The 25,426-nt window shown below is 71.6% G+C and carries 27 protein-coding genes; 17 read left to right on the forward strand and 10 right to left on the reverse strand.

From position 1 onward, the window contains the following. Positions 1-8 precede the first annotated feature (8 nt). The 7 genes from IEY95_RS41730 to IEY95_RS41760 all read left to right on the forward strand — a co-directional run bounded on the left by IEY95_RS41730 (position 9) and on the right by IEY95_RS41760 (position 7,052). Entirely contained in the window at positions 9-1,079 is a 1,071-nt protein-coding gene (locus IEY95_RS41730; protein WP_189191473.1) for a pseudouridine synthase, read from the forward strand. A 139-nt stretch (positions 1,080-1,218) separates the two neighbouring features. Next, on the forward strand, positions 1,219-2,214 hold the full coding sequence (locus IEY95_RS41735) for a sigma-70 family RNA polymerase sigma factor (protein ID WP_189191474.1): 996 nt from the start codon (positions 1,219-1,221) through the stop codon (positions 2,212-2,214). Continuing rightward, the gene (locus IEY95_RS41740; protein WP_189191475.1) at positions 2,211-2,825 is read left to right on the forward strand and encodes a TIGR03086 family metal-binding protein; all 615 of its coding nucleotides are present in this window, start codon (positions 2,211-2,213) and stop codon (positions 2,823-2,825) included. Before IEY95_RS41735 ends, IEY95_RS41740 begins: the two co-directional genes overlap by 4 nt. Positions 2,826-2,856: 31 nt before the next feature. Then, positions 2,857-4,338, forward strand: a complete 1,482-nt coding sequence (locus tag IEY95_RS41745) for an MFS transporter (protein WP_189191476.1) — start codon at positions 2,857-2,859, stop codon at positions 4,336-4,338. A gap of 159 nt (positions 4,339-4,497) precedes the next feature. Next, on the forward strand, positions 4,498-5,256 hold the full coding sequence (locus IEY95_RS41750) for an NUDIX hydrolase (protein ID WP_189191477.1): 759 nt from the start codon (positions 4,498-4,500) through the stop codon (positions 5,254-5,256). Continuing rightward, positions 5,253-6,275 carry an ADP-ribosylglycohydrolase family protein gene (locus IEY95_RS41755; protein WP_189191478.1) on the forward strand — a complete coding sequence of 341 codons (1,023 nt, stop codon included), beginning with the start codon at positions 5,253-5,255 and terminating at the stop codon, positions 6,273-6,275. Before IEY95_RS41750 ends, IEY95_RS41755 begins: the two co-directional genes overlap by 4 nt. Positions 6,276-6,278: 3 nt before the next feature. Then, positions 6,279-7,052 (forward strand): nucleotidyltransferase domain-containing protein, encoded by a 774-nt coding sequence (locus IEY95_RS41760; protein ID WP_189191479.1) that lies wholly within the window; start codon positions 6,279-6,281, stop codon positions 7,050-7,052. Here the strand turns inward: IEY95_RS41760 and IEY95_RS41765 are convergent. The 4 genes from IEY95_RS41765 to IEY95_RS41780 are packed head-to-tail and all read right to left on the reverse strand — an operon-like array spanning position 6,957 to position 9,474. Next, the gene (locus IEY95_RS41765; protein ID WP_189191480.1) at positions 6,957-7,742 is read right to left on the reverse strand and encodes a nucleotidyltransferase domain-containing protein; all 786 of its coding nucleotides are present in this window, start codon (positions 7,740-7,742) and stop codon (positions 6,957-6,959) included. The two genes, IEY95_RS41760 and IEY95_RS41765, sit on opposite strands and share 96 nt — an antisense overlap. Positions 7,743-7,764: 22 nt before the next feature. Further along, entirely contained in the window at positions 7,765-8,178 is a 414-nt protein-coding gene (locus IEY95_RS41770) for a Rieske (2Fe-2S) protein (protein WP_189191481.1), read from the reverse strand. Then, a complete protein-coding gene (locus tag IEY95_RS41775) occupies positions 8,175-8,759 on the reverse strand; it encodes a DUF6529 family protein (protein WP_189191482.1) in 585 nt (194 codons plus the stop codon). The genes IEY95_RS41770 and IEY95_RS41775 overlap by 4 nt, the downstream gene beginning before the upstream one ends. A 49-nt stretch (positions 8,760-8,808) precedes the next feature. Further along, positions 8,809-9,474, reverse strand: coding sequence for a hypothetical protein (locus IEY95_RS41780; RefSeq protein WP_189191483.1), 666 nt, complete (start codon positions 9,472-9,474; stop codon positions 8,809-8,811). A 149-nt stretch (positions 9,475-9,623) separates the two neighbouring features. Between IEY95_RS41780 and IEY95_RS49735 the strand changes: the two genes are divergently transcribed. The 6 genes from IEY95_RS49735 (at position 9,624) to der (ending at position 14,427) form a co-directional block, all read left to right on the forward strand. Further along, positions 9,624-9,803 carry a YidB family protein gene (locus IEY95_RS49735; RefSeq protein ID WP_268240549.1) on the forward strand — a complete coding sequence of 60 codons (180 nt, stop codon included), beginning with the start codon at positions 9,624-9,626 and terminating at the stop codon, positions 9,801-9,803. Between the two features lie 118 nt (positions 9,804-9,921). Further along, positions 9,922-10,284 carry a chorismate mutase gene (gene aroH, locus IEY95_RS41785; protein ID WP_189191484.1) on the forward strand — a complete coding sequence of 121 codons (363 nt, stop codon included), beginning with the start codon at positions 9,922-9,924 and terminating at the stop codon, positions 10,282-10,284. Beyond that, entirely contained in the window at positions 10,281-11,366 is a 1,086-nt protein-coding gene (locus tag IEY95_RS41790; protein ID WP_189191485.1) for a prephenate dehydrogenase, read from the forward strand. The genes aroH and IEY95_RS41790 overlap by 4 nt, the downstream gene beginning before the upstream one ends. 143 nt (positions 11,367-11,509) lie before the next feature. Continuing rightward, positions 11,510-12,202 (forward strand): (d)CMP kinase, encoded by a 693-nt coding sequence (gene cmk / locus IEY95_RS41795; RefSeq protein WP_229703724.1) that lies wholly within the window; start codon positions 11,510-11,512, stop codon positions 12,200-12,202. After that, complete coding sequence (locus IEY95_RS41800) at positions 12,160-12,873, forward strand: lysophospholipid acyltransferase family protein (RefSeq protein WP_189191486.1); 714 nt, start codon at positions 12,160-12,162, stop codon at positions 12,871-12,873. Before cmk ends, IEY95_RS41800 begins: the two co-directional genes overlap by 43 nt. 78 nt (positions 12,874-12,951) lie before the next feature. After that, positions 12,952-14,427, forward strand: coding sequence for a ribosome biogenesis GTPase Der (der, locus tag IEY95_RS41805; RefSeq protein ID WP_189191487.1), 1,476 nt, complete (start codon positions 12,952-12,954; stop codon positions 14,425-14,427). A gap of 75 nt (positions 14,428-14,502) precedes the next feature. Here the strand turns inward: der and IEY95_RS50490 are convergent, their stop codons facing one another. Together IEY95_RS50490 and IEY95_RS41815 are read right to left on the reverse strand one after the other, a co-directional pair. Then, a complete protein-coding gene (locus tag IEY95_RS50490) occupies positions 14,503-14,703 on the reverse strand; it encodes a hypothetical protein (RefSeq protein ID WP_308429403.1) in 201 nt (66 codons plus the stop codon). A 361-nt stretch (positions 14,704-15,064) separates the two neighbouring features. Continuing rightward, positions 15,065-15,838: a DUF8842 C-terminal domain-containing protein gene (locus IEY95_RS41815; protein ID WP_189191489.1), complete on the reverse strand. Its 774-nt coding sequence runs from the start codon at positions 15,836-15,838 to the stop codon at positions 15,065-15,067. A 535-nt stretch (positions 15,839-16,373) separates the two neighbouring features. Between IEY95_RS41815 and IEY95_RS41820 the strand changes: the two genes are divergently transcribed. Continuing rightward, on the forward strand, positions 16,374-17,042 hold the full coding sequence (locus IEY95_RS41820; RefSeq protein ID WP_189191490.1) for a LysM peptidoglycan-binding domain-containing protein: 669 nt from the start codon (positions 16,374-16,376) through the stop codon (positions 17,040-17,042). 118 nt (positions 17,043-17,160) lie between these two features. Continuing rightward, positions 17,161-17,844: a LysM peptidoglycan-binding domain-containing protein gene (locus IEY95_RS41825; protein ID WP_308429404.1), complete on the forward strand. Its 684-nt coding sequence runs from the start codon at positions 17,161-17,163 to the stop codon at positions 17,842-17,844. On the opposite strand, the gene IEY95_RS41830 is transcribed toward IEY95_RS41825, so the two are convergent. From IEY95_RS41830 to IEY95_RS41840, 3 genes are read right to left on the reverse strand one after another with little or no spacing between them, the layout of a single operon-like run. After that, positions 17,732-18,460 carry an ATP-binding cassette domain-containing protein gene (locus IEY95_RS41830; RefSeq protein ID WP_189191491.1) on the reverse strand — a complete coding sequence of 243 codons (729 nt, stop codon included), beginning with the start codon at positions 18,458-18,460 and terminating at the stop codon, positions 17,732-17,734. The two genes, IEY95_RS41825 and IEY95_RS41830, sit on opposite strands and share 113 nt — an antisense overlap. Beyond that, positions 18,457-21,651, reverse strand: coding sequence for a branched-chain amino acid ABC transporter permease/ATP-binding protein (locus tag IEY95_RS41835; RefSeq protein WP_189191492.1), 3,195 nt, complete (start codon positions 21,649-21,651; stop codon positions 18,457-18,459). The genes IEY95_RS41830 and IEY95_RS41835 overlap by 4 nt, the downstream gene beginning before the upstream one ends. Beyond that, positions 21,651-22,133, reverse strand: a complete 483-nt coding sequence (locus IEY95_RS41840; protein ID WP_189191493.1) for a hypothetical protein — start codon at positions 22,131-22,133, stop codon at positions 21,651-21,653. The genes IEY95_RS41835 and IEY95_RS41840 overlap by 1 nt, the downstream gene beginning before the upstream one ends. Positions 22,134-22,255: 122 nt before the next feature. On the opposite strand from IEY95_RS41840, the gene IEY95_RS41845 reads away from it, so the two are divergent. Beyond that, the gene (locus IEY95_RS41845; RefSeq protein WP_189191494.1) at positions 22,256-22,792 is read left to right on the forward strand and encodes an MTB12 C-terminal domain-containing protein; all 537 of its coding nucleotides are present in this window, start codon (positions 22,256-22,258) and stop codon (positions 22,790-22,792) included. Then, a complete protein-coding gene (locus IEY95_RS41850) occupies positions 22,767-24,053 on the forward strand; it encodes an ABC transporter substrate-binding protein (RefSeq protein WP_189191495.1) in 1,287 nt (428 codons plus the stop codon). Before IEY95_RS41845 ends, IEY95_RS41850 begins: the two co-directional genes overlap by 26 nt. Before the next feature lie 187 nt (positions 24,054-24,240). Here IEY95_RS41850 and IEY95_RS41855 read toward each other — a convergent pair whose 3' ends face one another. Next, entirely contained in the window at positions 24,241-25,413 is a 1,173-nt protein-coding gene (locus tag IEY95_RS41855; RefSeq protein WP_189191496.1) for an epoxide hydrolase family protein, read from the reverse strand. Between the last annotated feature and the right edge of the window lie 13 nt (positions 25,414-25,426).

The following is a 25,426-nucleotide window of genomic DNA, read 5'->3' on the forward strand; positions in this document are numbered from 1 at the left end:
GAACTTTGATGCGAAGCAGCGGCAGCGGTAGCGGCAAGAGCGGTGGGCGCGGTAACTACCGCGGTGCCGGCAACAGCAGGGACCAGAAGCAGGGGCAGGGCCGCCCCAGCAAGCCCCGCCCCGAGGAGCGCCGCTACGACGTGGGCCCCGGCGCCTCCAAGGACGGCCCGAAGTCCGGGCGCGGCAGCGCTGCCCGCGGCGGCGCCAAGGGCGGACCCAAGCAGGGCCAGCAGCGTGGCGGCCGTACGGAGCCCGCGCGCTCCCGCGAGTACGAGACGCGGGCCGAGGAGCGCAACCGGGACCGGTACGCGGGCAAGAAGGACATCAAGCTGCCCAAGACCTTCCCGGGCGCCGAGCAGGAGGGCGAGCGCCTGCAGAAGGTGCTCGCGCGCGCGGGCTACGGTTCCCGGCGTGCCTGCGAGGAACTGGTCGAGCAGGCCCGGGTCGAGGTCAACGGCGAGATCGTCCTGGAGCAGGGTCTGCGCGTCGACCCGGAGAAGGACGAGATCAAGGTCGACGGGCTGACGGTCGCGACGCAGTCGTACCAGTTCTTCTCGCTGAACAAGCCCGCCGGTGTCGTCTCGACCATGGAGGACAACGAGGGCCGTCAGTGCCTCGGCGACTACGTGACGAACCGAGAGACGCGGCTCTTCCACGTCGGCCGGCTCGACACCGAGACCGAGGGCGTCATCCTGCTCACCAACCACGGTGAGCTGGCCCACCGCCTGACCCACCCCAAGTACGGCGTGAAGAAGGTCTACCTCGCGCACATCGTGGGCCCGATCCCGCGCGACCTGGGCAAGCGGCTCAAGGACGGCATCCAGCTGGAGGACGGGTACGCCAAGGCGGACCACTTCCGGGTCGTCGAGCAGACCGGCAAGAACTACCTGGTCGAGGTGACCCTCCACGAGGGCCGCAAGCACATCGTGCGCCGCATGCTCGCCGAGGCCGGCTTCCCGGTGGACAAGCTCGTCCGCGTGGCCTTCGGCCCGATCACCCTGGGCGACCAGAAGTCGGGCTGGCTGCGCCGCCTGTCGAACACCGAGGTCGGCATGCTCATGGCCGAGGTCGGCCTCTAGCCTCACGGACCCCTGGTCTCGCGTGTACGACGGCCGGTCCCGGAACTTCTCCGGGACCGGCCGATTCGTTTTCGCCGCTGCGCCGGTCTGTACCGGTGAACGATCCATCGGTGCGTGCCGGTGGACGAAGGGAGCGGGGATGGCCATCACGACGCACCGCGACGAATTCGTCCGGCTGACCGATCCGTACCGGCGGGAGCTGCTCGCCCACTGCTATCGCATGCTCGGGTCGGTGGACGACGCCGAGGACCTCGTCCAGGAGACGTATCTGCGGGCCTGGCGGTCGTACGAGGGGTACGAGGGCCGGGCGTCCCTGCGCACCTGGCTGCACCGGATCGCCACGAATACGTGTCTGACGGCTCTGGAGGGCCGTGTGCGCCGTCCGCTGCCCACGGGGCTCGGCGGGCCCTCGGACGGGCCTGAGGAGCTTCTGAGGGCCCCTGCGACGGATGTGCCGTGGCTGCAGCCGCTGCCCGACGCGCTCATCGACCCGGCGACGGTGGTGGCGGCCCGGGGGAGTCTGCGGCTCGCGCTCGTCGCCGCGCTGCAGAACCTGCCGGCGCGGCAGCGGGCCGTGCTCATCCTGCGGGACGTGCTGGCCTGGCGGGCGCCCGAGGTCGCCGCCCTGCTCGGCACCTCCACGGCGGCCGTCAAGAGCAGCCTGCAACGCGCGCGTGCCCGGCTCGACGAGGTGGCGCCCGACGAGGAACTGGTGACCGAGCCCGACGTCCCCGGGGACCGCGAGCTGATCGACCGCTACATGGCGGCCTTCGAAGACGCCGACATGGACGCGCTCCTCGGACTCCTCCAGGACGGTGTCGAACTGGAAATGCCTCCCTACTTGGAGTGGTTCAGAGGCAAGAAGGACGTGCTGCGGTTCCTGGAGACCCGGGCACACGTCAAGGGAGGGCTGCGGACGCTTCCCACGCGCGCGAACGGGCAGCCGACCGCGGCCATGTACCTGCGCGGCGCCGACGGCGTCTTCAGGGCCCACTCCTTGCAGGTGCTCACCGTCGGCCGAGCGGTCGAAGGGCCGGTCGGGCGAGCGCCCGAGGACCCGGCGATCGCGCGCATCACCGTCTTCCTGGGCCCGGGGCTGTTCGCACGCTTCGGGATGCCGGCGGTGCTGTCGTGAACACCGGGGAGTTGCTGGAGCGTTCCCTCGCGTACGCCCTGGGAAGCGTTTCCGCCGTCCCGCCCGGGAGTCTGGAGCGGGTCACACCCTGCGCGGAGTGGGACCTGGGGGAGCTTCTCGGGCACCTCGACGACTCGCTGGACGCCCTGTACGAGGGACTCACGGGCAGGCCCATCGGGCTCTTCCCCAAAGGCACCTTCCCCGCAGGGCTCTTCCTGGAAGCGGCCTCCGATCCCGTCTGTGGCTTTCGCAGGCGTGCCTGCGCCGTGCTCGGCGCCTGGGCCGCGGGACACCCGGACACCGTGGTGGTGGGTGACCGGCCGCTGGATGCCCGGGTGATGACCGCCGTGGGCGCCGTGGAGATCGCCGTGCACGGGTGGGACGTGTCCCAGGCCTGCGGTCGGGCGCGGCCGATTCCCTCCGCGCTCGCCGTCGAACTGCTGCCCGTGGCACGGTGCGTGGTCGCGGACGAGGATCGCGGCGTCCGCTTCGCGGAGCCGGTCGCCGTGTCGCCGTCCGCCCCGCCCCGTGACCGGTTGCTCGCCTTCCTGGGACGGCTTCCCGAGGCGCCGCGATTCCTTTCAGGACCGGGCCCGGTCTGCCTTCCGTGAGTGATCCCTCGACCTCACGGAAGGAACCGTCATGGCTGACACCCTGCGTGCCCCGGTCCGCGCACCGGCTGCCGGTGCCGCGCCGCCACACCGCGCGTGGACCGTCGTACTGGCCGGACTCGGGGCACTGCTCTGCTCCCTGGACGTGGTCGTCGTCGCGACCGCGCTGCCCGCGCTGCGGGCCGACTTCGGGGCGAGCCTGTCCGACCTGGAGTGGACGATCAACGCGTACAACCTCGTCTTCGCCTGCCTCACCCTGACCGGCGCGGCGCTCGGTGACCGCTTCGGGCGGCGCCGCATGTACGTCGTCGGGCTCGCCGTCTTCACGCTGGCCTCGGCGCTGGCGGCGCTCGCGGGCGGTCCGGGGCAGCTCATCGCCGCGCGCGTGGTCCAGGGCGCCGGAGCGGCCGTCCTGCTGCCGCTCACGCTGACCCTGATCAGCGAGGCGTTCCCGGCCGAGAAGCGGGGCGTGGCGATCGGCGTGTGGGGTGGGGTGACCGGGCTCGGCGTGGCCGCGGGACCCGTGCTCGGCGGCGCTGTCACCGAGGGCCTGTCCTGGCAGTGGATCTTCTGGCTGAATGTGCCGACGGGGCTCGCGATGCTGCCGCTTGCCGCCCTCAAGCTGCGCGAGAGCTATGGTCCCCGTCCTCAACTCGACGTCGTGGGGCTGCTGTTGGCGGCCGTGGGGCTGACGGGTCTCGCCTGGGCGCCGGTGCGCGCCCCGGAGGCGGGTTGGGGGAGCGCCGAGGTGCTGGGCGCGCTGACCGTCGGCGTCGTCTTCGTGGCGGCCTTCCTCGGCTGGGAGCGGTCGCGGGCGCGCTACCCGATGCTGCCGCTCGCGCACTTCAGGAGGCGCGGCTTCGCCACCGCCAACGGGGTGGCGTTCCTGACCTTCACGTCGCTGCTCGGCTCCCTCTTCATGATCACGCAGCTGTTCCAACTCGGCCTGGGCGAGTCCCCGTTGCAGACGGGCGTCCGGATCCTGGTGTGGACCGGCATGCCGTTGCTGGTCGCGCCGGTCGCGGGCGCGCTCGCCGACCGGTTCGGGAACCGGCCCTTCATGCTGACGGGCCTCGTCCTGCAGGCGGTCGGCCTCGGGCTGCTGGCCCGGCAGGTGGAGCCCGGCGTCGGCTACGGCAGCCTGGTCGTGCCGCTGATCGTCGCCGGCATCGGCATCTCCATGGTCTTCCCGACCGTCGCGAACTCCGTGACCTCGTCGGTGCCGCCCGGCGACGCGGGTGTCGCGGCCGGCGTCAACAACGCGCTGCGCGAGCTGGGCGGTGTCTTCGGTGTCGCCGTCGCCGCGGCCGTGTTCACACGGTACGGGGGCTACGGCTCGGCGGAGTCCTTCGTCGACGGGTGCGGGCCCGCGCTGTGGGTCTCGGCGGGGGTCGCTGCGGCGGGGGCGGTGGTGGCGGCGTTCGCACCGGCGCGCGCCCGGGCGCAGAGTCCGGATGCTCCCCGCGCCGGGGCTCGGAAGCCGGATGTGTCCCACGCCCGGGCTTCGGACTGACACCTTCCGCCGCCCCGACCTCAGGGGCTGACAATTTTCGCGCACTGGGCTCGAAAAACCGTCAATTCCTCACGCTCAGGGGCTTGTAGACGCCCGCCCACCTCTTTATAGTCGTAATGACTATTAGTCGATCTGACTATTAATAGGAGGTGGGTGGGCGTGCTCGCACGGGAAGGCCGTGCACCCGGCGGCAAGGCACCCGAGGGCTACGACAAGTACGCGTTCGAGCCCTTCGCCGTCACCGTCGACCTGGCCGTCCTGACGGTGCGCGGGGGCGTGCTTCAGGCGCTGCTCGTCGAGCGGGGCCAGGAGCCGTACGCGGGCCGCTGGGCACTGCCCGGCGGCTTCGTGCTGCCGCACGAGTCCGCGGAGACCGCGGCCCGGCGTGAACTCGCCGAGGAGACCGGCCTGTCGGACGTCTCCGGACTCCATCTGGAACAGCTGCGGACCTACACGGAACCCGATCGGGACCCCAGGATGCGGGTCGTCTCCGTCGCGTACGCCGCGCTGCTCCCGGACCCTCCCGAGCCGCGCGGCGGTGGTGACGCGGCGCAGGCCCAGTGGCTGCGGTACAACGCGCTCGGTCCGCTCGCCTTCGACCACGACCGGATCCTCGCGGACGCCCACGAACGCGTCGGTGCCAAGCTCGAGTACACCTGTCTCGCCACGTCCTTCTGCCCGCCCGAGTTCACTCTCGGAGAGCTGCAGCAGGTCTACGAGACCGTGTGGGGCACCGCCCTCGACCGGCCCAACTTCCGGCGCAAGGTCCTCGCCACGCCGGGCTTCGTCGAACAGATCCCCGGTGCCGCGCGCCTCACCGGAGGCCGCGGCAAGCCCGCCGCGCTCTACCGGGCGGGCGGTGCCAAAGCCCTGCACCCACCCTTGCTGCGTCCCACTTCGGAAGGACGGCCCTCATGACCACCACGACGCTCGCGAAGCGCGCCGCCACCGGTTCCCTGATCGGACTCGCGCTGGGCGACGCGCTCGGGTTCCCGACCGAATTCAACTCCGTGCCGGCGATCCTCGCCAAGTGCGGTCCCTGGCGGCAGATGAAGCTGCCCAGGCCGGCGACGGTCACCGACGACACACAGATGACGCTGGCGCTGGCGCGGGGGCTGCGCACGGCGATGGACCGCGGCCTGCTCGGCCCGCTGCGGATGGAGCGGCCGGTCCGCGAGGAGTTCGTGAACTGGTACCAGTCGCCCGACAACAACCGTGCGCCCGGCCGCACCTGCCTCGTCGCCTGCAACCTCCTGAAGAACGAGAAGCGCCGCTGGCAGGAGGCCAGCCAGATCGGTTCCAAGGGCTGCGGCGCCAACATGCGTGTGGCGCCCGTCGGGCTCGTACGCGGGCTCAGCGACGAACAGCGCGCGGGCGCCGCGCAGTTCCAGGCCGCGCTCACCCACGGGCACCCCACAGCGCTCGCCGCGGCCGACCTGACGGCCCACGCGATCTGGCTCCTCACTCAGGGCGCCGAACCGATGGGCCTGGTCGGCCGGCTGCGGTCGTACGCGTACGAGAACCGCCACCGCTATCACTCCCGCTGGCTCGGCGACCTGTGGACCTTCAGCGAGGACGCCACACCGGAGGCGTTCATCGCCCGCGGCTGGGACGAGTGCCTGGGCGCCTTGGACGACCTCCGGCACGCCGTACGCACCGCCTCGCCCGAGACCGACCCGTGCCTGGCCACCGGCGGGGGATGGATCGCCGAGGAGGCGCTCGCCACCGGCCTGTTGTGCTTCCTGCTCTTCGTCGACGAACCCGTCACCGCGCTGCGTCGCGCCGCCTGCACCTCCGGCGACTCCGACTCCATCGCCTGTCTGACGGGCGCCTTCGCGGGCGCCTACCACGGCTCGGACGCCTGGCCGACGGAGTGGGCCGACCGCATCGAGTACCAGGGCGACCTGATGTCGCTGGGGGCGCTCTGGGACGCTTGAGGGATGACTGACGACGTCCTGGACATCGACCTCGCGGCCGTGGTGGCCGAACAGCCCGACCCGCTGCTGTTCGCCACCGTCTCCGGGGCGCACCTGTACGGCTTCCCCTCGCGTGACTCGGACGTCGACCTGCGCGGCGTCCATCTGCTGCCGACCGCCGCCCTGGTGGGGCTGCGGGAGCCCGAGGAGACCCGGTCCCGGATGTGGGACCGGGACGGGGTCGAGATGGACCTGGTCACGCACGACCTGCGCAAGTTCGTACGGCTGATGCTGCGGCGCAACGGCTATGTGCTGGAGCAGCTGCTCTCGCCGCTGGTCGTGCACACCGGTGAGGCACACCGGGAGCTGGTCTCGCTCGCCCCCGGCGTTCTCACCAGCCATCACGCCCACCACTACCGGGGGTTCGCGGCGACGCAGTGGCGGCTGTTCGAGAAGACCGGCGAACTGAAGCCGCTGCTCTACACGTTCCGCGTGCTGCTCACCGGCGTACACCTGATGCGCAGCGGCGAGGTGCAGGCCGATCTCCCCACGCTGATCGGGCAGGTCGAGGCTCCCGCGTATCTGCCGGAGCTGATCGCCGCGAAGGCGGAGCAGGAGCATGGAGACGCGGACGTCGACCACGCGCGCGTGCGGGACGACGTGGAGCGGCTGCACACCCTGCTGGACGAGGCGCAGGGCGCCTCAGCGCTGCCCGACGCCCCGACCGTGTACGACGCCCTGCACGCGCTCGTCGTACGGGTCCGTCTGGAGGGCTTGCGGGGCGGCCTGGAGCGCTGAGGCGCGGCGTACGCGGATCAGGTAGTCCTCGACGCGGGCGTGGTCCGGCTCGGGTGGGAGGGGGCTCCGCGAGGCCGCCTCGTCGGCCTCCGTCGCCAGGCGGGACATCCAGGTCTCGACCTCGGGCCAGGAGACCTCGCCCCGCTTCACGGCGAGCAGCGGCGCGCGCTGTTCGCCGACGTCGATCGTCAGGGCGCCGGTGCGCAGGAGGTCGCGGGAGCTCATGAGGAGGCGCAGGAGGTGCATGGCGTGCTTCCAGCGGGGCGCGCCGTGCCGGCGTACGTCGGCTTCCAGCTTCTTGCGCTGGCCCAGCGCGTAACGGGCGAACGTGTCATGGGCCCGGCGGGAGAGGAACGCCTCACGGAGGGCGAGGAGCTCGCGGCCCGTGTCGTCGGCGTACTCGACGAGGGGGGAGTGCAGGCACTCCAGGATGTTCGGGTTGGCGCGCAACGCGAGGGCGCAGAAGCGCTCCAGCTCCCAGCTGAACTGCTCCTCGGCCGGGCCCTCGACATGAGTCGGTGGCTTGTCGAAGCGCCAGAAGAGCGGTGTCGGGGCGAGGAACACGCCCCGGCGGTCCGTGTCGCTGGTGTCCGTGGCCAGACCGAAAGCGCGTGAACCCATCACGCAGGAGTAGATCGTGTGGTCGCGCACCAGCGCCTCGTGGTCTGGCTCCAGAGCCTCGGAATCCATGCCCGGGAGCGTACGTGCCCGGTCAGGCCAGGCGGATCGAATTTCCCTCCACCGTGATCTTCTTCGCGGGCAGCGGGCGCGTGGCGGGCCCATGGACCACCGAAGCGTCGGTGATGCGGTACTTGCTGCCGTGGCAGGGGCAGTCGATGGTGCCGTCCGCCACCTTGTTCACCGTGCAGCCCTGATGGGTGCAGATGGCCGAGAAGCACTTGAACTCGTCCTTCTTGGGCTGGGTGACCACGACCTTCTTGTCCTTGAAGATCTTGCCCCCGCCGACCGGGATGTCGGACGTCTTGGCCAGTACGCCACCATCGGCCGCCGCCGGAGAGGCGCTGCTACTGCTGCTGTTGTTGTCGCCGTACTTACTGCACCCCGCGAGCAGGACGGCGGCCGCGCCCGTTCCCAGAACCGTGCGCCGCGCAGGGGGGTTGGTCATGTCTTCACTCCGAATGTGCGGAAGAACCAGAGAGCCGACGTGAGCCAGACGGCCGTGAGGACGACGAAGACGAGTCCCCCGACGAACGGCAGCAGCCAGCCGGGCAGTCGCTCCGAGCGGAGCAAGAGCATTTTTGCACTAAATGCCCCAAAGAAGAAGCAACCCAGAAGCGAGTGCCACAGCACGCGCGGCTCGTACGTCTGATAGCCGAACGCGTACAGACAGTGCACCGCGACAGGCACCGACACCAGGAAAGCGATCCGCCCCGACCAGCGGTGCAGCACCGGCGCCCAGCTCGGCCCCGGCAGCTTCCCGTACATCATGAACGCCGAGACGAGCTGGACGAGGGCGAAAGCGAACGCCGTCGTCGCCAGCCACGACTTCACGGCGCCCGTGCTGCTGAAGCCGGCGAGATCGAAGGCGATACCCGTCGGCTCGTGCACCTTGCCGTACACGCCGAGGCCGACCGCGACCGCGGCGGCGACCAGGGCCGGGACGAGATAGCGGGCGGCGCTCGCGCGGCCGTTGGCGGGTTGGGGCGAAGGGGAGCCCTGGGTGGCGGCGTTCGGGTCCACGGTCATGATCGGCTCCCTGCGGAGGAGGGGGTCGGAACGGGGGACGGGGGCTGGGTCAGGGGGTGACGGGCCGTGCGGTGAGCTGTTCGCCGTCGATCGTCACGGCGCCGGTCTCCGGGTCGATCCGGGGCGCCGCCGAGGGCTTGCCGTCGCGGTCGAGGATGCCGACCTGCCCCCCACCGGGCAGCACGATCCAGCCGCCCTCGAGCTTGGCGCCCCTGACGGTGGCCGTCGCCCGGTACAGCCCGGACGGCCTGACCGCCTTGTCGGCGGTGAAGCCGTAGCGCTGCCCGCCCAGGTCGACGGTGCCGCGGATGGTCTTGCCCTCCTGGAGCGTGCCGTTCAGCTCGGCGCCGTGCTTGCCGGTGAGCTTCATGGTGCCGTCGTCCTTGACGTCGCCCCTCAGCCACGATTCCTTGTCGCGCCCGTCGCAGAAGTAGGCGATCGCCTTTCCGTCGCGCAGGGAGACGGCGACCGCGGAGGAGTTGTCGTCGGTGCGGCCCGCGTAGTCGGCGTTGGGCGGAGCGCTCTTCGAAGGAGTCGGTGACGGTGTGGTCCTCGTCGGCGACGGACTGGGCGGTGAGCTCGGCGACACGGAGACGCCCGGCGACTCGTTCCGGTACGACGTGCCCTTCGTCCCCGTCGTCGCGTCGAGCGACAGCATGAACACGCCGAGCAGCAGCCCCGCGAGAAGGGTGAGAAGTGGTCCTGGACGCTTCATAGGGGCCTCCCCCGAGGCGGGTCTCCTGCCATGAGAGCGGACCCGTGCCCGCGCGTCCAGAGGCGCACGGGCGTGTTCTCACTACAAGTGGCGAGATAGAGCGATTCGAGTGACATTGACAGGGTCTGAGGCTGGGCTGTGGCGCGCAGATCCAGCAGGCGCTGCCCGACGGCACCCTCAAGCAGGTCGCCGAGCACGCCGGTGTCACTCCGGACCAGGCCGCGACGCAGATCGCCGAGACCCTGCCCAAGGTCGTCGACAAGGTGACCCCGAACGGCGAAATGCCGTCCGCCTCCCTGGAGGACCTCATCAAGGCGCAGCTGGTCTGACGCCGAGTGGTGCGTGCGCGGCGGCCGTCTCGTCAGGCGGGCGCCGCGCACCTGCGCGTCGCGAGCTGACTACGCTGGTGTGACAAGACGTGCAGACAGATCAACGAGGAGTTTCACCGTGGCGGTACGAGCGGTCCGGGGTGCCGTCCAACTGGAGCGGGACGAGGCCGGGCACATGGACGAGCAGGTCAGCGAGCTGCTCACCGCCATCCTGGAGCGGAACGAGCTCACCACGGACGACCTGATCAGCATCTGGTTCACCGCGACGCCCGATCTGCACAGCGACTTCCCGGCGGCCGCGGCGCGCAAGCTCGGCATCGTCGACGTACCGCTGATCTGCGCGCAGGAGCTGGACATCGAGGGCGCGATGCCCCGTGTCGTGCGGGTCCTCGCGCACATCGCGTCCGACCGGTCGCGCGCCGACATCGTGCACGTCTACCTGGGCGCCGCGGGCGCGCTGCGCAAGGACATCGCCCAATGAGGACCGCACTCGTCATCGGAACCGGGCTGATCGGTACGTCGGCGGCGCTCGCGCTGGCAGCGCGCGGCGTCATCGTGCACCTCGCCGACCACGACCCGGAGCAGGCCCGTACGGCGGCGGCGCTCGGCGCCGGCACGGACGAGGCGCCCGAGGGGCCCGTCGACCTCGCGATCGTGGCAGCCCCACCCGCGCACGTGGCCGCGACGCTCGCGGACGCCATGCGGCGCGGGGTCGCCCGCGGCTACCTCGACGTGGCCAGCGTCAAGGGCGGCCCGCGCCGCGAGCTGGAGGCGCTCGGCCTCGACCTCTCCTCGTACATCGGCTCGCACCCCATGTCCGGCCGTGAGAAGTCGGGTCCCCTCGCCGCCACCGGTGATCTCTTCGAGGGCCGTCCCTGGGTCCTGACGCCCACCCGGGACACGGACACCGAGGTCCTCAACCTCGCTCTGGAGCTGGTCTCGCACTGCCGTGCCGTACCCGTCGTCATGGACGCGGACGCCCACGACCGTGCGGTCGCGCTCGTCTCGCACATGCCGCACCTGGTGTCCAGCATGGTCGCCGCGCGCCTGGAGCACGCGGAGGAGGCGGCGGTACGGCTCTGTGGTCAGGGCATTCGTGACGTGACCCGTATCGCGGCCTCCGACCCCCGGATGTGGATCGACATCCTCTCCGCGAACCCGGGGCCGGTCGCCGACCTCCTCGCGGACGTCTCCTCCGACCTCGACGAGACCGTACGGGCCCTGCGTGCCCTCCAGTCCTCCGACGACTCGAAGCGCCGTGAGGGTGCCGACGGCATCGAGGACGTGCTGCGTCGCGGCAACGCGGGGCAGGTCCGCGTCCCCGGCAAGCACGGCTCCGCTCCGCGCATGTACGAGGTCGTGGCCGTTCTCATCGACGACCAGCCCGGGCAGCTGGCCCGTATCTTCGCCGACGCGGGGATGGCCGGGGTCAACATCGAGGACGTACGGATCGAGCACGCGACCGGGCAGCAGGCCGGTCTGGTGCAGCTGATGGTGGAGCCCAAGGCGGTGCCGGTGCTGAGCGCGGCGCTGCGGGAGCGGGGCTGGGCGCTGCGGCAGTAGGTACCGGGAGCCGCGCCGCGGCGGTGGGGACGCGGGAGACGCAGCGCCGTGCCGGGCGGCTCGGCGTACCCAGTAACCTTGTGCGGGGCGCGTTCGCGTCCCGCACATACCCACCACCCCGTACCAGGAAGGTGTCCGTCACCGTGGAAAAGGCCGCCCGGACCGCCCCGGCTGTGATTGTCGCCATCGACGGCCCCTCCGGCACGGGCAAGTCGAGCACCTCGAAGGCCGTCGCCGCGCAGCTCGGACTGAGCTACCTGGACACGGGTGCCCAGTACCGCGCGATCACCTGGTGGATGGTCAACAACGGGATCGACATCACGGACCCGTCGGCGATCGCCGCCGCGGCCGAGAAGCCGGAGATCATCTCGGGCACCGACCCGACCGGGCCGACGATCACCGTTGACGGGGCCGACGTCGCGGGCCCGATCCGTACGCAGGAGGTCACCTCCAAGGTGAGCGCGGTCAGCGCGGTGCCCGAGGTGCGCGCCCGGATCACCGAGCTTCAGCGCTCGCTCGCCGGGTCCGCCGAGCACGGGATCGTCGTCGAGGGCCGTGACATCGGCACCACCGTGCTGCCGGACGCCGACCTGAAGGTCTTCCTCACCGCCTCCCCGGAGGCGCGTGCCGCCCGCCGCAGCGGTGAACTGAAGGGCTCCGACATACACCAGACGCGCGAGGCCCTGCTCAAGCGCGACGCGGCCGACTCCAACCGCAAGACCTCCCCGCTCGCCAAGGCGGACGACGCGGTCGAGGTGGACACCTCCGACCTCACGCTCCAGCAGGTCATCGAGTGCGTCGTCACCCTCGTCGAGGAGAAGCGAGCCGCCAAGTGACCGCACCCTCCGAGAGGGGCGCCGAGGTAGGGCGCCGTATCGGCGTCGGCCTGATGTACGGGCTGTGGAAGCCGCGAGTGCTCGGCGCCTGGAAGGTCCCCGCGACCGGCCCGGCGATCCTGGCCGTGAACCACTCGCACAACATCGACGGCCCGATGGTCATGGGTGTGGCGCCCCGGCCCACACACTTCCTGATCAAGAAGGAAGCGTTCATCGGCCCGCTCGACCCCTTCCTGCTCGGGATCGGCCAGCTGAAGGTGGACCGCGAGACCACCGACCGCACGGCGATCACCCAGGCGTTGGGCGTCCTGGACAACGGCGGCGTCCTGGGCATCTTCCCGGAGGGCACCCGCGGCGAGGGCGACTTCGCCTCGCTGCGCGCCGGGCTCGCGTACTTCGCCGTACGCAGCGGGGCGCCGATCGTCCCGGTGGCCGTGCTGGGAAGTTCGGAGAAGAGCAGCCGGTTGATAAAGGGGCTGCCCCCGCTGCGCAGCCGGGTCGACGTCGTCTTCGGCGACCCCTTCGAGGCGGGCGACGGCAGTGGACGGCGTACGCGCAAGGCGCTGGACGAGGCCACCACGCGCATCCAGAAGCAGTTGAGCGCCCACCTGGACCACGCCAGGCGTCTGACCGGACGCCGGGAAAACGCCGGGCGCCCCACCGGGCACTAGGCGACACTTGAGTAGTGGATCACCCGATATGCGGGCGGTCCACCGATCACCACGAATGAACGACGAGGTACGGACTTCATGAACGACGACATCCAGCCCGAGGGCTCGGCAGAGCACGACCACGGGGCGCTCGGCGACGCCGAGTACGCGGAGTTCATGGAGCTCGCCGCCGAAGAGGGCTTCGACATCGAGGACGTCGAGGGCGCCATCGAGGAGGCGGGCCACGGCCCGCTGCCCGTCCTCGCGGTCGTCGGCCGTCCCAATGTCGGCAAGTCGACCCTGGTGAACCGGATCATCGGCCGCCGCGAGGCCGTCGTCGAGGACAAGCCCGGCGTCACCCGCGACCGTGTCACCTACGAGGCCGAGTGGGCCGGCCGCCGCTTCAAGGTCGTCGACACCGGCGGCTGGGAGCAGGACGTCCTCGGCATCGACGCGTCCGTGGCCGCACAGGCCGAGTACGCGATCGAGGCGGCCGACGCGGTCGTCTTCGTCGTCGACGCCAAGGTCGGCGCCACCGACACCGACGAGGCGGTCGTACGACTCCTGCGCAAGGCCGGCAAGCCCGTCGTGCTGTGCGCCAACAAGGTCGATGGTCCGAGCGGCGAGGCCGACGCCTCGTACCTCTGGTCCCTCGGCCTCGGCGAGCCGCACCCCGTCTCCGCGCTGCACGGCCGCGGCACCGGCGACATGCTGGACGCCGTGCTGGAGGCGCTGCCCGAGGCCCCGGCGCAGACCTTCGGCGCCGCGGTGGGCGGCCCCCGCCGCATCGCCCTCATCGGCCGCCCGAACGTCGGCAAGTCGTCGCTGCTGAACAAGGTGGCCAACGAGGAGCGCGTGGTCGTCAACGAGCTCGCGGGCACCACCCGCGACCCGGTCGACGAGCTGATCGAACTCGGCGGTGTCACCTGGAAGTTCGTCGACACGGCGGGCATCCGCAAGCGCGTCCATCTCCAGCAGGGCGCCGACTACTACGCCTCGCTGCGCACGGCCGCCGCCGTCGAGAAGGCCGAGGTCGCCGTCATCCTGATCGACGCGTCCGAGACCATCTCCGTCCAGGACCAGCGCATCGTGACGATGGCCGTCGAGGCCGGGCGCGCGGTCGTCCTCGCCTTCAACAAGTGGGACACCCTCGACGAGGAGCGCCGCTACTACCTGGAGCGCGAGATCGAGACCGAGCTCCTCCAGGTGGCGTGGGCGCCGCGCGTCAACGTCTCGGCGCGCACCGGGCGGCACATGGAGAAGCTCGTCCCGGCGATCGAGGCAGCCCTGGACGGCTGGGAGACCCGCGTCCCGACCGGTCGGCTGAACGCCTTCCTCGGCGAGCTCGTCGCCGCCCACCCGCACCCGATCCGCGGCGGCAAGCAGCCCCGCATCCTCTTCGGTACGCAGGCGGGCACCAAGCCCCCGCGCTTCGTGCTCTTCGCCTCCGGCTTCATCGAGCACGGCTACCGGCGCTTCATCGAGCGCCGACTGCGCGAGCAGTTCGGCTTCGAAGGCACGCCGATCCACATCTCGGTGCGGGTGCGCGAGAAGCGCGGCGCCAAGAAGAAGTGACATAGCAACAACGGGTAAGGGCAACAACGGGTAAGGGGCGGCTCCTTGAGGAGCCGCCCCTTACCCGTACGTGCGTCAGAGCCCCCTGCGGGGTGCGGGCGGCAGCGCCGCCGGAATGTGGTGCATCCCCGTGCTGTGCTGCCGCCCGCTCGTCTGCCAGATGGCGGTCGCCGTCGTGGTGTGACCGTGCTGCGCTCCATTCAGACGTGCGTAGTGCGCCCCCGCGCTGTACGAGCTGTAGGAGTTGTGCGCACTCGACGTCCCGTACGAACTCATGCCGCGCGGGAGGCTCCCGAAAGCCGTGAAGCCCAGGTTCTCTTCGCCGTGCCGGTCGCCGGGCAGGGCTTTGAAGGATCTGACCCACTCGGCGTAGAGCGCGTCGTAGATCGGCGTGGCCGAACGGCCGCCCGGAGGATCCTGAGCCGGTCGCGCTGCGGGTACCTCCCTGTTCGAACGAAGCGGTGAGGGAGGGCTCGCCTGGAAGGGCTGGCGGCGGGGGACTTCGTAGGTGTGCACGTATGTGCCAACGACCCCGCCGCCCAACGGATGCGGCCACCGCGTCGCTTTCGCAGGTCAACCGGAGTGTGCCCGGCGCACTTTCGGGCCCTCCGGGCTCCGGCCGCCGGTCCGGTCCGGCTCAGGTCCCCGCGAGCGGCATCGCGGCCGCGACGAGCTTGCCGTTGGCCGCCGCCTTGTCCAGCGCGTCGCGCAGCAGGTCCTCGCGGGGCTGGCGGCCGATCGAGCCGACCGGGGCGGCGAACAGGAGCACCTGCTGGTGCTTGTTGGCGGCCGCCCGCCAGCTCTCGGCGACCTGCAGCGCCTGGTGCGCCTGCCACCAGGCGACGGGCGAGCCGCCGCCGGTGCCGGGCTGCAGTACGGCGTGCAGCTGGCCCATGGCGAGTAGTACGGACCAGCCGCGCAGCACCGGCGGCACCGAGTTCAGCTCGGTCACCGGCATGAAGCCCTGCTCGATGAGGAGGGGCAGGAAGTCGTCGCCGACGTCGGTCGAGCCGGGGCGCACGATGGGGCCGGTCGGCTCGACGACGAGCGCCGGGTGCAACTCGCCGTTGATCAGGACCAGTCCGCTGGTGACACCGAGCACGGCCTGCTCGGGCGCGGACTCGACGGGCGGGCCGTCGGGGTTGATCGAGCGGACGGCGCCCTGCAGCTGCTCCTCGGTGACCTGCACGACCTGTGAGGGCAGGCAGGTGGCGTGGGCGAAGGCGAGGACGGCGGTCTCGTCGCCGATGAACAGGACGGTGCTGGTGCGCTCCTGTTCCGAGTCGCCCGGGGTGCGGCAGGACGTGCAGTCGTAACTGCCGGGGGCGTTCTCTCCGGCGAGCAGCCGGTCGGCTTCTTCGTCGCCGATCTCGGCGCGTACGTCGTCGCTGACGTCGAGCATGCGCGGCACGGTGGCTCCTCGGGATGCGGTGCGTGGCGGTGCCGGGTGGCTCCCGGCCCATGAGGCCGGGGGGTCCGGCTCATGCAGATGACAACGGGCGATCTGTGGCCGGAGTCACGCCCGAGAGCGAACGGAATCGAACCATCCGACGCGCAGGGTGAGGTGACCTGCGGAATCGGTTACTCCAAGTCAACTTCTCGGACTACCAAGCAAGTTGAGGCGGTGAAGTGGGTCACAGATCACCAGGACGACAGGTCGACAAATCAGGAAATCACCCAATGAAGTGGGTGGCCGAAAATCGACGATACTCGCGGTAACGGCGAACTGGCCTCGAATGACAAGGAGTTGGTTGATATCGGGGCGCCAAGCTCCCTAGATTTCTCGGCCGTGTGCAACGAGCACCGCTCGGGTACGTCCGCCGGCCGCACCAAGCCAGCTCACAGCACAGCCTCCGGCGGACGGGGCGGAGCGCGACGACCGCGTCCTATGCGCAGGGAATCGTGCCCCGCCTTGGGGGATCCCGGGTGTTTCGAGAGGGAAATACATGTCCGCATGTGCCGAGAACACTCATAAGGCGCGTACGACGACCAGGACTCGTACGACGGCGGTCCTCGCCGGGGCGGCACTGCTCGCCCCGCTCGGACTGCTCGCCGCGACCGGCAACGCCGCAGCGGCCGACAGTGGAGTGTGGGACCGCATCGCGAAGTGCGAGAGCGGCGGGAACTGGCACATCAACACCGGCAACGGCTACTACGGAGGACTCCAGTTCTCCGCCGGCACCTGGCGCGCGTACGGCGGCTCCGCCTACGCCTCGACCGCCGACAAGGCCTCCAAGGCCGCGCAGATCGCCGTCGCCACCAAGGTCCAGCGCGCCCAGGGGTGGGGCGCGTGGCCCACCTGTTCGGCGCGCGCCGGAGCGTACGGCAACGCGCCGGCGTCCTCGGGCACCGGGTCGGCCGTAGAGTCGGCCGTCACGAAGTCAACACCCAAGTCGGCCCCGTCGAAGTCGAAGCCGTCGAAGGCGCCGGCACGTCCGTCGGGCCACACCAACCGCGGCTCCTCCCGAGGCGACTACACCGTCCGCAGCGGAGACACGCTGAGCGGTATCGCCGCACGGCACGGGACCACCTGGCGGGAGATCTACGCCGCCAACCGGGCGGTCATCGGCGGTGATCCCGATCTGATCGTGCCCGGGCAGCGGCTCGACTTCTGAGTCCCGCTCACCCCGGTCCCGGGCACGGGGCCCCACCCGGTCCTCCGACCGGGTGGGGCCCCGGTCGCGCCGGGCGCGGCTCAACGGGCGTGCCGGGCACGCTGCTTAGCGTGGCCGGATGTTCCTGATGCCGACCACGCGGATCGTGCCGATCGTGTCGACCAGGCGTGTGCGCTACGCGGCCGTGGTCGCCGCCGTCCTGGCCGCCCTCGTCCCTCCTTCGGGGGCGGCCGCCGCGCCGCCGCCCCCGCTTCCCGGCACCCCTTCGGTGCGAGTGACGTACGACTGTGCGAAGGACCAGTGGCCCTGGGCCTGCATCGCCGAGTGCGAGAGCAGCGGACGCTGGGACGCGAACACCGGGAACGCCTACTACGGAGGGCTGCAGTTCCGGCAGCCGACCTGGAAGGACTTCGGGGGGCTCGTGTACGCCCCGCGGGCCGATCTCGCCACGCGCGCGGAGCAGATCAAGGTCGCCGAGAAGGTGGTCGCCATCCAGGGGTGGGAGGCCTGGCCCGTCTGTGCCAAGAGGTACGAACTCAAGGGCCGTATGCATGTGGTGAAGGCCGGCGACACGCTCTCGTCCATCGCCCGCAAGTATCAGGTCAAGGGCGGCTGGAAGGCGCTGTACAAGGCCAACAAGCAGATGATCGGCAGCGATCCGGGTCGGCTGAGCGTGGGCACGCTGCTCGTCATCCCGAAGGGTTCGGGCGGGGGCCGGAACGCGGAGGGTGTCCTGTTCGGTCCGCCCCTCGCCCCGTTGTCCCCCACGTTCCCCGCGCGACCTCGGCCGCCTCTCCACTGAACGCGACCGCGCCGCGTCGCAGTTCATGGACGTAGGTCGTCCGGCCCGCGGGCTCGCGCAGGCCGGGCGGCAGCCGCTGTTCCGCGACCACCACGCACGCGTCGAGGCCGCTCAGCAATGCGTACGTCCGTGCCGCGACCGAGGGCGACATGCCCTGTGCGGGTTCGTCGACGAGCACCACGCGCGCGCGTGCCAGCAGGGCGCGGGAGACCGCGAGCATGCGCTGCTCGCCGCCGGAGAGGGTGCCGGCGCGGCGGGGGAGGAGGGGCTCCAACTGTGGGTAGGCGTCGAGGGCGGCGCTGCAGTCGCCCGCGGCCAGTTCCAGGTTCTGGCGGACGGTGAGCGAACCGAAGACGGCCCGGCGCTCCGGGACGAGGCACAGTCCGCGCCGGGCGCGTTCGTACGCGGGCATGCGCGTCACGTCGATGCCGTCCCAGACGACGGCGCCGCCGGACAGCGGCAGGGTTCCCGCGAGGGCGCGCAGCACGGTCGTACGGCCGGAGCCGTTGCGGCCCAGCAGCACGGTGAGGCCGGGGCCCGGTGCTACGAGGGTCACGCCGTGCAGGGCCTCCAGGGGGCCGTAGCGCACGCGCGCGTGGCGCAGGGCGATGCTCATCCGCCGGACCTCGTCTCCAGCACGCGGTCGGCGGGGCCGGAGGTGACGATCCGCCCCGCCGCCATGACATGGACCGTATGGGCCAGGTCGGCGACCAGGTCGAGGTCGTGCTCGACGACGAGCAGGGTCATGCCGTCCGCGGCGAGGGCCCGCAGCACGCGGGCCAGCGCGGTCACTTCGCCGGTGTCGAGTCCGGCCGCGGGCTCGTCGAGCAGCAGCACGCGGGGACTCCCGGCGAGCGCCCGCGCCAGCTCGACGCGCCGGAGCGTGCCGGTCGGCAGCCCCGCCGCGGGCAGCGCCCGCACCGGTCCGTCGAGCCCGAGCAGTCGCAACGCCCCCTTCACCGCCCCGGGATCGGCGATTCGTCCCTGTTCGGCGCCCACGCGAACATTTTCGGCCACGGTCAACGAGGGGAAAACCGCCAGTTGCTGAAAGGTCCGCGCGACCCCCAGCCGGGTGCGGGCGTGTGCGGCCATCCGGGTGATGTCCCGCCCCCCGAGCAGTACCTGCCCGCCCGAGGGGCGCTGCGTCCCGGCGAGACAGTGGAAGAGGGTGCTCTTTCCGGCGCCGTTGGGTCCCACGACCGCTGTGACGCGACCCGGCCGGAGGTCGAGGGAGACTCTGTCGAGGGCGGTGAAGCCGCCGTAGGTGACGTGGAGTCGGCGGGCGGTCAGGTGCTGGTGGGGGGATTCGGCAGGGGGGCGTGAACGGCGGGGCGCGCCGACCGCGGGGCGCGATGCCGGAGCCGGTCCCGTGGAACCCGGTCCCGTGGAACCGGGCCCCGGTGCGGCGTTTTCGGGTGAACGTGCCGCACCGGGGATCGTCCGGGGGCCGTCGGGCGGTGCGTGGGGATCTTGGTCGGCCGTGTCGTCGTGTGGATGTGGGGTGTTGGCCGTTGGGTTCGGGGGACCGTCCGGATCTGCGCCGCGTGGTGGTGTGGCGTCGTCCGGGTGGTCCGCGAGCTCGTCCGGCTCCCGGGCGGGAGTCCCGCTCAGCGGCTGTGCCGTGCTGCCCGGCCGCTCGCTGTCCCGCGCCGTCCGGCCGATGCCGGCCCATCCGGTGGTGCTGGGCACCGGGGCGGCGGGCTCCAGCGGCGTGTCGCTCGGGCGGGCGGACTCGGTCGGGGCGTGTCGGGCGCTTCGCGGTTCGGGCGTCTTGGGGTGGCGCCGCACGGGCGTCCGCGGTGCAGGGCCGCCTGTCCGGCCGGGCTCGTACGGACCGGACGCAGGTGGTTCGGGTGCTCCCGGGCGCCGTCCCGATGCTCCCGGTGTGCTCCTCCCCGCGTTCGCCGTCGCGGTCGCCCTCGTGGGCACAAGCGCTCCGGCTCTCCTCGGCTCCACCGGCAGCAGGTGGCGCCGGACCCGTGCCCCCAGGGATGTCAGCGTCGCCCGGCGGCGCAGTCGCAGTCGGGAGGCCGCCGTGCGCAGCGCTTCGTAGGGCCCCCCGGGGAAGCGGCCGACGAGGACGGCCAGTACGCCGATCAGGGCGGCCGCCACGCCGCCGCGGGCCCCCGCGTCGAGCCCCACCAGGAGGGCCGCGGCGGCCAGGGCGCCCAGGACGCTGTCGGCACCGAGGACGACGACCGCCGCGAACCAGAGCAGCCCGCGTACGGGGTCGTACGCCGTGGCGTCGAAGGCGCGCAGACCCATCCCGAGCATGCCGCCGCCGAGCGCGGCCAGGGCGGCGCCCGCCACGAACGCGGTCAGTTTGAGGGTCGGGACGCGGACGCCCGCCGCTGAGGCGCCCGACTCGTGGTCGCGCATGGCGGCCAGGGCCCGGCCCGTACGGCCCCGGCGCAAGGCGTGCGCGGCCAGCAACGCGGCCGCCAGCAGGGCCAGTTCGAGCAGGTAGTAGGCGCGGTCGCCGTCGAAGCCGGCCGGACGGTCGAGGGACAGCCCCGACGTGGCGTACGGCTGGGCGAAGACGAAGCGGCTGACGCCCACGCCGACCGCGAAGGTGGCCAGTGCGAGGGCAAGACCGTGGCGGCCGATGGCCGGCCAGCCGGTCAGGACGCCGAGCGGAGCGACCAGGATCACGGCCACCGCCAGCGCGGCGAGTTCGGGAAGGCGCGGCAGGCCGGGAAAGCGGCCCGCCGCCAGCAGCGCGGTGAAGAGGGCGCCCAGACCCGCGTACGCGGCCTGCCCGAGCGAGATCTGGCCGCCCCGGCCCGTCACGACGACCAGCGAAAGCAGCACCACACCCAGCGCGGGGACCTGCACCGACGTATGCAGGTCGGAGCCGGCGAATCCGAGGGGCAGCAGGAAGAGGACGACCGCCACGATCCACGCCCCCGGCGGCGTCGCCACGCGAGCCGACGCCGAGCGGGGGAGCGCGTCGCGGGTGCCGATGCCGGGCAGGACGAGCGCCGCGATCAGCAGCGCGACCACGAACAGGTTCGCGCCGACCGCCTGGAGCAGCGGTTCGGCCCAGCCCGAGGGGTGCAGGCGCGTCAGCTGGCTCTGGGCGACCCCGATGCCGAGGGCCACCACGACGGCGACCGGGAGGCTGCGCATCCGGGCGGCCACCGCCACGGCCATCACTTCCATGACGAGCAGCGGCATGCCGTACGGGTCGAGGCGCACATAAGGCGCGAGCAGCACGCCCGTCAGACCCGCCGTGAACGAGCCGAAGGCCCAGCCCGCCGCGGCCACCCGGTCCGCGTCGATGCCGCCGAGTACGGCGAGCGAGCGGTCGTCGACGACGGCACGCAGTTCCGTGCCGAATCGGGTCCAGCGCGTCGCCACGCCGACGCCGGCAGTCAGCGCGACGGCCACCGCCAACTGCCCCCAGGGATCCGCCGACACCAGCGTCGGCGCGTCCGCGCGCGCTCCGGTGCCCCACACCAGGGCGGCCCCGCCGACCAGCAGGACGAAGACGCCGATGGACGCGACGAGCGTCTGCGCGGGGTCGCCGCCCAGCACGGACAGTGGGCGGAAGACGAAGCGCTCCAGGGCCGTACCGATGGCAGGGGCCACGACAAGGAGGGTCACCGCGGCGCCGACCGCGAGCGGCCAGCCCCACTCGACCGTGAACTGGCGCAGCAGATACGCGCACACCATGGCGATCGCGCCGTGCGCGAAGTTGAGCACGCCGGTCGCCCGATGGGTGACGACCAGGCCGATCCCGGTGAGCGCGGCGGCACTGCCGACCGAGAGACCGGCGAGCGTGAGGTCGTACGTCAGCGACGCCATCAGTCGTCCGGATCCGCGGCGGACGGCTCACAGATCGGGCACGGCCCCAACTCCCCGCTCGCCAGCACCCGCGAGTCCACCGGCACGGCCTCCGGCTTCCCGGCGACCAGCGGACAGTCCGCGCGGTGCCACAGTGTGCCGCCCGGCACCATCAGCAGCTCGCCGCTGACGGCGAGGGGCGCGGCCGCCGGCTGCCGGGACTCGTCCACGCCGGCGGGCTCGGCCGCCACGAGCAGCCCGTACAACTCCTCGACGCGCGCCGCCGCCAGCGCGTTCCTGCCGTGCGTGAGCAGTACGGCGCCCGCGATGATCAGCGCCGCGCCGGGCACCGTGCACGACGCGAGATACGGCAGTTGCCGCTCCGCGTACCGCTCGCCCGAGATGCCGTACCAGCCGATGACGCACAACACCGCTCCGGTGGCGAGCGCGGCCCACCCGGCCCACAGGACGGGGTGCACGGTCCGCAGTCGAGCTGTCCGCATCCGGGCTCCCAGACGTCGTATGTCTGTCCATGCCAGCCAATGGCTTGCACTATGCCTTCTGGAAGCTGACCCTGAAAGCTCCGGGCGCACATGGCCCGGACCGATACCCGGTGGTGAGCCAGATGGTTCTCGGGAGCGATCTCAGGCGGGGGAACGGCCGGGGCGCGGCAGCGATGGCGGTTCTCGTCCTCGCCGCGGCCCTCACGGCGTGCAGCGACGAGAGCGGTGGCGGAAGCAGCGCCCCACCCACCCCCTCCGTACAGCAGTCCACCAGCGCCCGGCCCAGCCCCACGGCCCCGTCCGATCCGGCGGCCGCCGAGCAGGAGATCAAGCAGAACTGGGAGAAGTTCTTCGACCCTGCCGTCGCACAGAAGGACAAGCAGGCCGTCCTGGAGAACGGCGACCGGATGACCAAGGTCCTGCAGAGCTTCAACGGCGACAAGCGCGGCCGGCAGGTGCAGGCGAAGGTCGAGAAGGTCGAGTTCACCTCGCCGACCGACGCGAACGTGACGTACTCGCTGACCCTGAAGGGCGCGACCGCCCTGCCGGGCGCCTCCGGGACGGCCGTCGAACAGGACGGCACCTGGAAGGTATCCGTCAAGACGCTCTGCGCGCTGGTCCAGCTGAGCGGCAATGAGTCGCCGGGCCCCGGCTGCTGAGTGCGCTGCCCTGGTCCTGCTGCTCCTCCTCGGCACGGCCTGCGGCAGCCGCCTCCCCGAGAGCGACTTCGAGAACCGCTCCACGCCCACGCAGCAAGGAGGCACTTCCCCGATCCGCGTCGGCATCATCACCAGCGCCACGAGCCCGGTCGGCGGCTCGACCTTCACCGGGCCACGGGACGGGGCGAAGGCGTACTTCGAACGCCTCGACACACGCGGCGGGATCGGAGGCCGCCCGGTCGAGGTGCGCCTGTGCGACGACGGCGGCAGCGGTGTCGGCAACAACGAATGCGTGCACAGACTCCTCGACGAGGACAAGGTCGTCGCCCTCGTCGCCACCACCTCCCTCGACTACGCGGGCGCCCCTCGCGTGTCCCACGCGCGCGTGCCCGACATCGGCGGCCAGCCCATCGGCCCGGCGTACGACACGTATCCGCACCTGTACGGCATCTACGGCAGCCTCGCTCCGCGCAACGGCAGGACCGGCTGGGACGGGAAGCTGTACGGCGGCACCGAGGTGTACCGCTACTTCAAGCGCGCGCAGGGTGCCCGCACCGCCGCCGTCGTCTCCTACAACCAGTCCGCGTCCGCCGCGTACGCCCGGCTCGTCACCCAGGGGCTGAAGGCCGAGGGCTACAAGGTGGTCACCGAACAGGTCGACTTCGCGCTGCCCAACTTCCGTGCCGCCGCGGCAGATGTGAAGGAGCAGGGCGCCGATCTCGTCTTCGACGCCCTCGACACGCATGGGAACGCGCAGCTGTGCAAGGCGATGGACGACATCGGGGCCAAGGTCATCGCCAAAGTCACCAATGTGCAGAACTGGGCGTCGACCGTTCCCGAGGACTACAAGGACTCCCCGCGGTGCCGCAACGCCCTGTGGGCCACCGGGTCCAGTCGCAACTTCGAGGACACGGGGGATCCGGCCGTACGGGAGTTCCGGGACGCGACCAAGGGGCTGAGCGCCCACTCCCAGTGGCAGCTGGAGGGGTGGGCCGCCGCGAAGTGGTTCACCGACGCGGCGAAGTCCTGTGCGCGCACGGGGGTCACGCGTGCGTGCGTCGACGACTTCATGAACCGGGGCGAGCCCTACACGGCTGGTGGGCTGCTGGTTCCCGTCACGTACGAGCGGCTGCCCGAGCCGCCGAAGACTCGACGGACGTGTCTGTCCGTGGCCCGTTGGGAGGACGACGAGGGCTGGGTTTCACAAGGGGACATGAACACCACGTGCTTCGAAGTGCCACAACTGTCGTATCGGCCTTGAGCCTTCTCGCCCCGCCGCCCCTGCCCTCCCCCCCCAGCTCTCGGCTTCGCTCGAGCAGGGGACCCCCATCGTCCCTGGGGGCTCAGCCCCCAGGGACGATGGGTTGTCTTTTGCCGCAGATTGATGGGGGCTTGTCGCCCAGTTCCCCGCGCCCCTTCACAGGGCGCAGCACCGGGTCCCCCCACAGTCACCGCAGCGTGCCGAAGAACTCTCGGATGTCCCCCGTCAGCAGCTCCGGCTGCTCCAGGGCCGCGAAGTGTCCGCCCCGGTCGAACTCCGTCCAGCGGACAATGGTGTTGGTCTGCTCGGCCCAGCGGCGGATCGCGACGTCCTCGTCGAAGTTGGCGACGGCCGTCGGTACGGCGGAGCGGCTGACGGGGAACCAGTCGCCGGAGTGGCTGTTCTCGTAGTACATGCGGGCCGCCGGACCGGCCGTTCCCGTCAGCCAGTACAGCATCACGTTCGTCAGGAGGACGTCCCGGTCGACCGCGTCCTCGGGCAGCTGCGCCGAGGAGTGCGTCCACTCCTTGAACTTCTCGAAGATCCAGGCGAGTTGGCCGACAGGGGAGTCGGTCAGGCCGTAGGCGAGGGTCTGTGGACGGGTCGACTGGATCGCGTTGTAACCGAAGCCGTCCGTCGTGAACGTCGCGATGGACGCGAGGCGTCGTCGCTCCTGGTCCGTCAGCTCGGCCTGCACGTCGTCGGGCACCGGACCGAGCGGGATGAAGCCCACCGACGCCGCGTTCACATGGACACCGATCACCGACTCGGGCGCGATCCGGCCCAGCTCGGGCGAGATCAGGGCGCCGAGGTCGCCGCCGTGCGCGCCGTAACGCTCGTAGCCGAGCCGCCGCATCAGCTCGGCCCAAGCCCGGGCCGTACGACTGACGTTCCAGCCGCGCTCCCGGGTAGGACCGGAGAAGCCGAAGCCCGGGATGGACGGGATGACGAGGTGGAAGGCCTGGGCCGGGTCGCCGCCGTGGGCGCGCGGGTCGCTGAGCGGGCCGATCAGGCCGAGGAACTCCACGATCGAGCCGGGCCAGCCGTGCGTCAGCAGAAGCGGCACGGCGTCCGGTTCGGGCGAGCGCACGTGCAGGAAGTGCACGCGGGCGCCGTCGATCTCCGTGAGGTACTGCGGGAACTCGTTGAGCGCGGCCTCGTGCTTGCGCCAGTCGTAGCCGCCGCGCCAGTACGCCGCGAGCTCGCGGAGGTACGGCAGCGACGCTCCGTACTCCCAGCCGGCGTCCGGCAGCTCGTCGGGCCAGCGGGTCAGGTCCAGGCGCGTGCGCAGGTCGTCCAGCTGCGCCTGGGGGATCTCGATCCGGAAGGGATGCACGGTGGTGTCTGCGTTGTCTGCCATGTCTCCTACGGTA

It is taken from the genome of Streptomyces albiflavescens (assembly GCF_014645835.1).
GTDB classification, from domain to species: domain Bacteria; phylum Actinomycetota; class Actinomycetes; order Streptomycetales; family Streptomycetaceae; genus Streptomyces; species Streptomyces albiflavescens.

Excerpts from the sequence above, each read along its gene's own strand:
- IEY95_RS41775 (WP_189191482.1), bottom strand. The coding sequence starts at position 8,759 with ATGACCGTGGACCCGAACGCCGCCACCCAGGGCTCCCCTTCGCCCCAA.
- IEY95_RS41840 (WP_189191493.1), bottom strand. The coding sequence starts at position 22,133 with ATGCGGACAGCTCGACTGCGGACCGTGCACCCCGTCCTGTGGGCCGGG.
- IEY95_RS41780 (WP_189191483.1), bottom strand. The coding sequence starts at position 9,474 with ATGAAGCGTCCAGGACCACTTCTCACCCTTCTCGCGGGGCTGCTGCTC.
- der (WP_189191487.1), top strand. The coding sequence starts at position 12,952 with ATGAACGACGACATCCAGCCCGAGGGCTCGGCAGAGCACGACCACGGG.
- IEY95_RS41755 (WP_189191478.1), top strand. The coding sequence starts at position 5,253 with ATGACCACCACGACGCTCGCGAAGCGCGCCGCCACCGGTTCCCTGATC.
- IEY95_RS41850 (WP_189191495.1), top strand. The coding sequence starts at position 22,767 with ATGAGTCGCCGGGCCCCGGCTGCTGAGTGCGCTGCCCTGGTCCTGCTG.
- IEY95_RS41730 (WP_189191473.1), top strand. The coding sequence starts at position 9 with ATGCGAAGCAGCGGCAGCGGTAGCGGCAAGAGCGGTGGGCGCGGTAAC.
- IEY95_RS41765 (WP_189191480.1), bottom strand. The coding sequence starts at position 7,742 with ATGGATTCCGAGGCTCTGGAGCCAGACCACGAGGCGCTGGTGCGCGAC.
- IEY95_RS41745 (WP_189191476.1), top strand. The coding sequence starts at position 2,857 with ATGGCTGACACCCTGCGTGCCCCGGTCCGCGCACCGGCTGCCGGTGCC.
- IEY95_RS41825 (WP_308429404.1), top strand. The coding sequence starts at position 17,161 with ATGTTCCTGATGCCGACCACGCGGATCGTGCCGATCGTGTCGACCAGG.
- IEY95_RS41760 (WP_189191479.1), top strand. The coding sequence starts at position 6,279 with ATGACTGACGACGTCCTGGACATCGACCTCGCGGCCGTGGTGGCCGAA.
- IEY95_RS50490 (WP_308429403.1), bottom strand. The coding sequence starts at position 14,703 with ATGAGTTCGTACGGGACGTCGAGTGCGCACAACTCCTACAGCTCGTAC.
- IEY95_RS41735 (WP_189191474.1), top strand. The coding sequence starts at position 1,219 with ATGGCCATCACGACGCACCGCGACGAATTCGTCCGGCTGACCGATCCG.
- IEY95_RS41845 (WP_189191494.1), top strand. The coding sequence starts at position 22,256 with ATGGTTCTCGGGAGCGATCTCAGGCGGGGGAACGGCCGGGGCGCGGCA.
- IEY95_RS41830 (WP_189191491.1), bottom strand. The coding sequence starts at position 18,460 with ATGAGCATCGCCCTGCGCCACGCGCGCGTGCGCTACGGCCCCCTGGAG.
- IEY95_RS41770 (WP_189191481.1), bottom strand. The coding sequence starts at position 8,178 with ATGACCAACCCCCCTGCGCGGCGCACGGTTCTGGGAACGGGCGCGGCC.
- IEY95_RS41835 (WP_189191492.1), bottom strand. The coding sequence starts at position 21,651 with ATGGCGTCGCTGACGTACGACCTCACGCTCGCCGGTCTCTCGGTCGGC.
- IEY95_RS41855 (WP_189191496.1), bottom strand. The coding sequence starts at position 25,413 with ATGGCAGACAACGCAGACACCACCGTGCATCCCTTCCGGATCGAGATC.
- IEY95_RS41820 (WP_189191490.1), top strand. The coding sequence starts at position 16,374 with ATGTCCGCATGTGCCGAGAACACTCATAAGGCGCGTACGACGACCAGG.
- IEY95_RS41790 (WP_189191485.1), top strand. The coding sequence starts at position 10,281 with ATGAGGACCGCACTCGTCATCGGAACCGGGCTGATCGGTACGTCGGCG.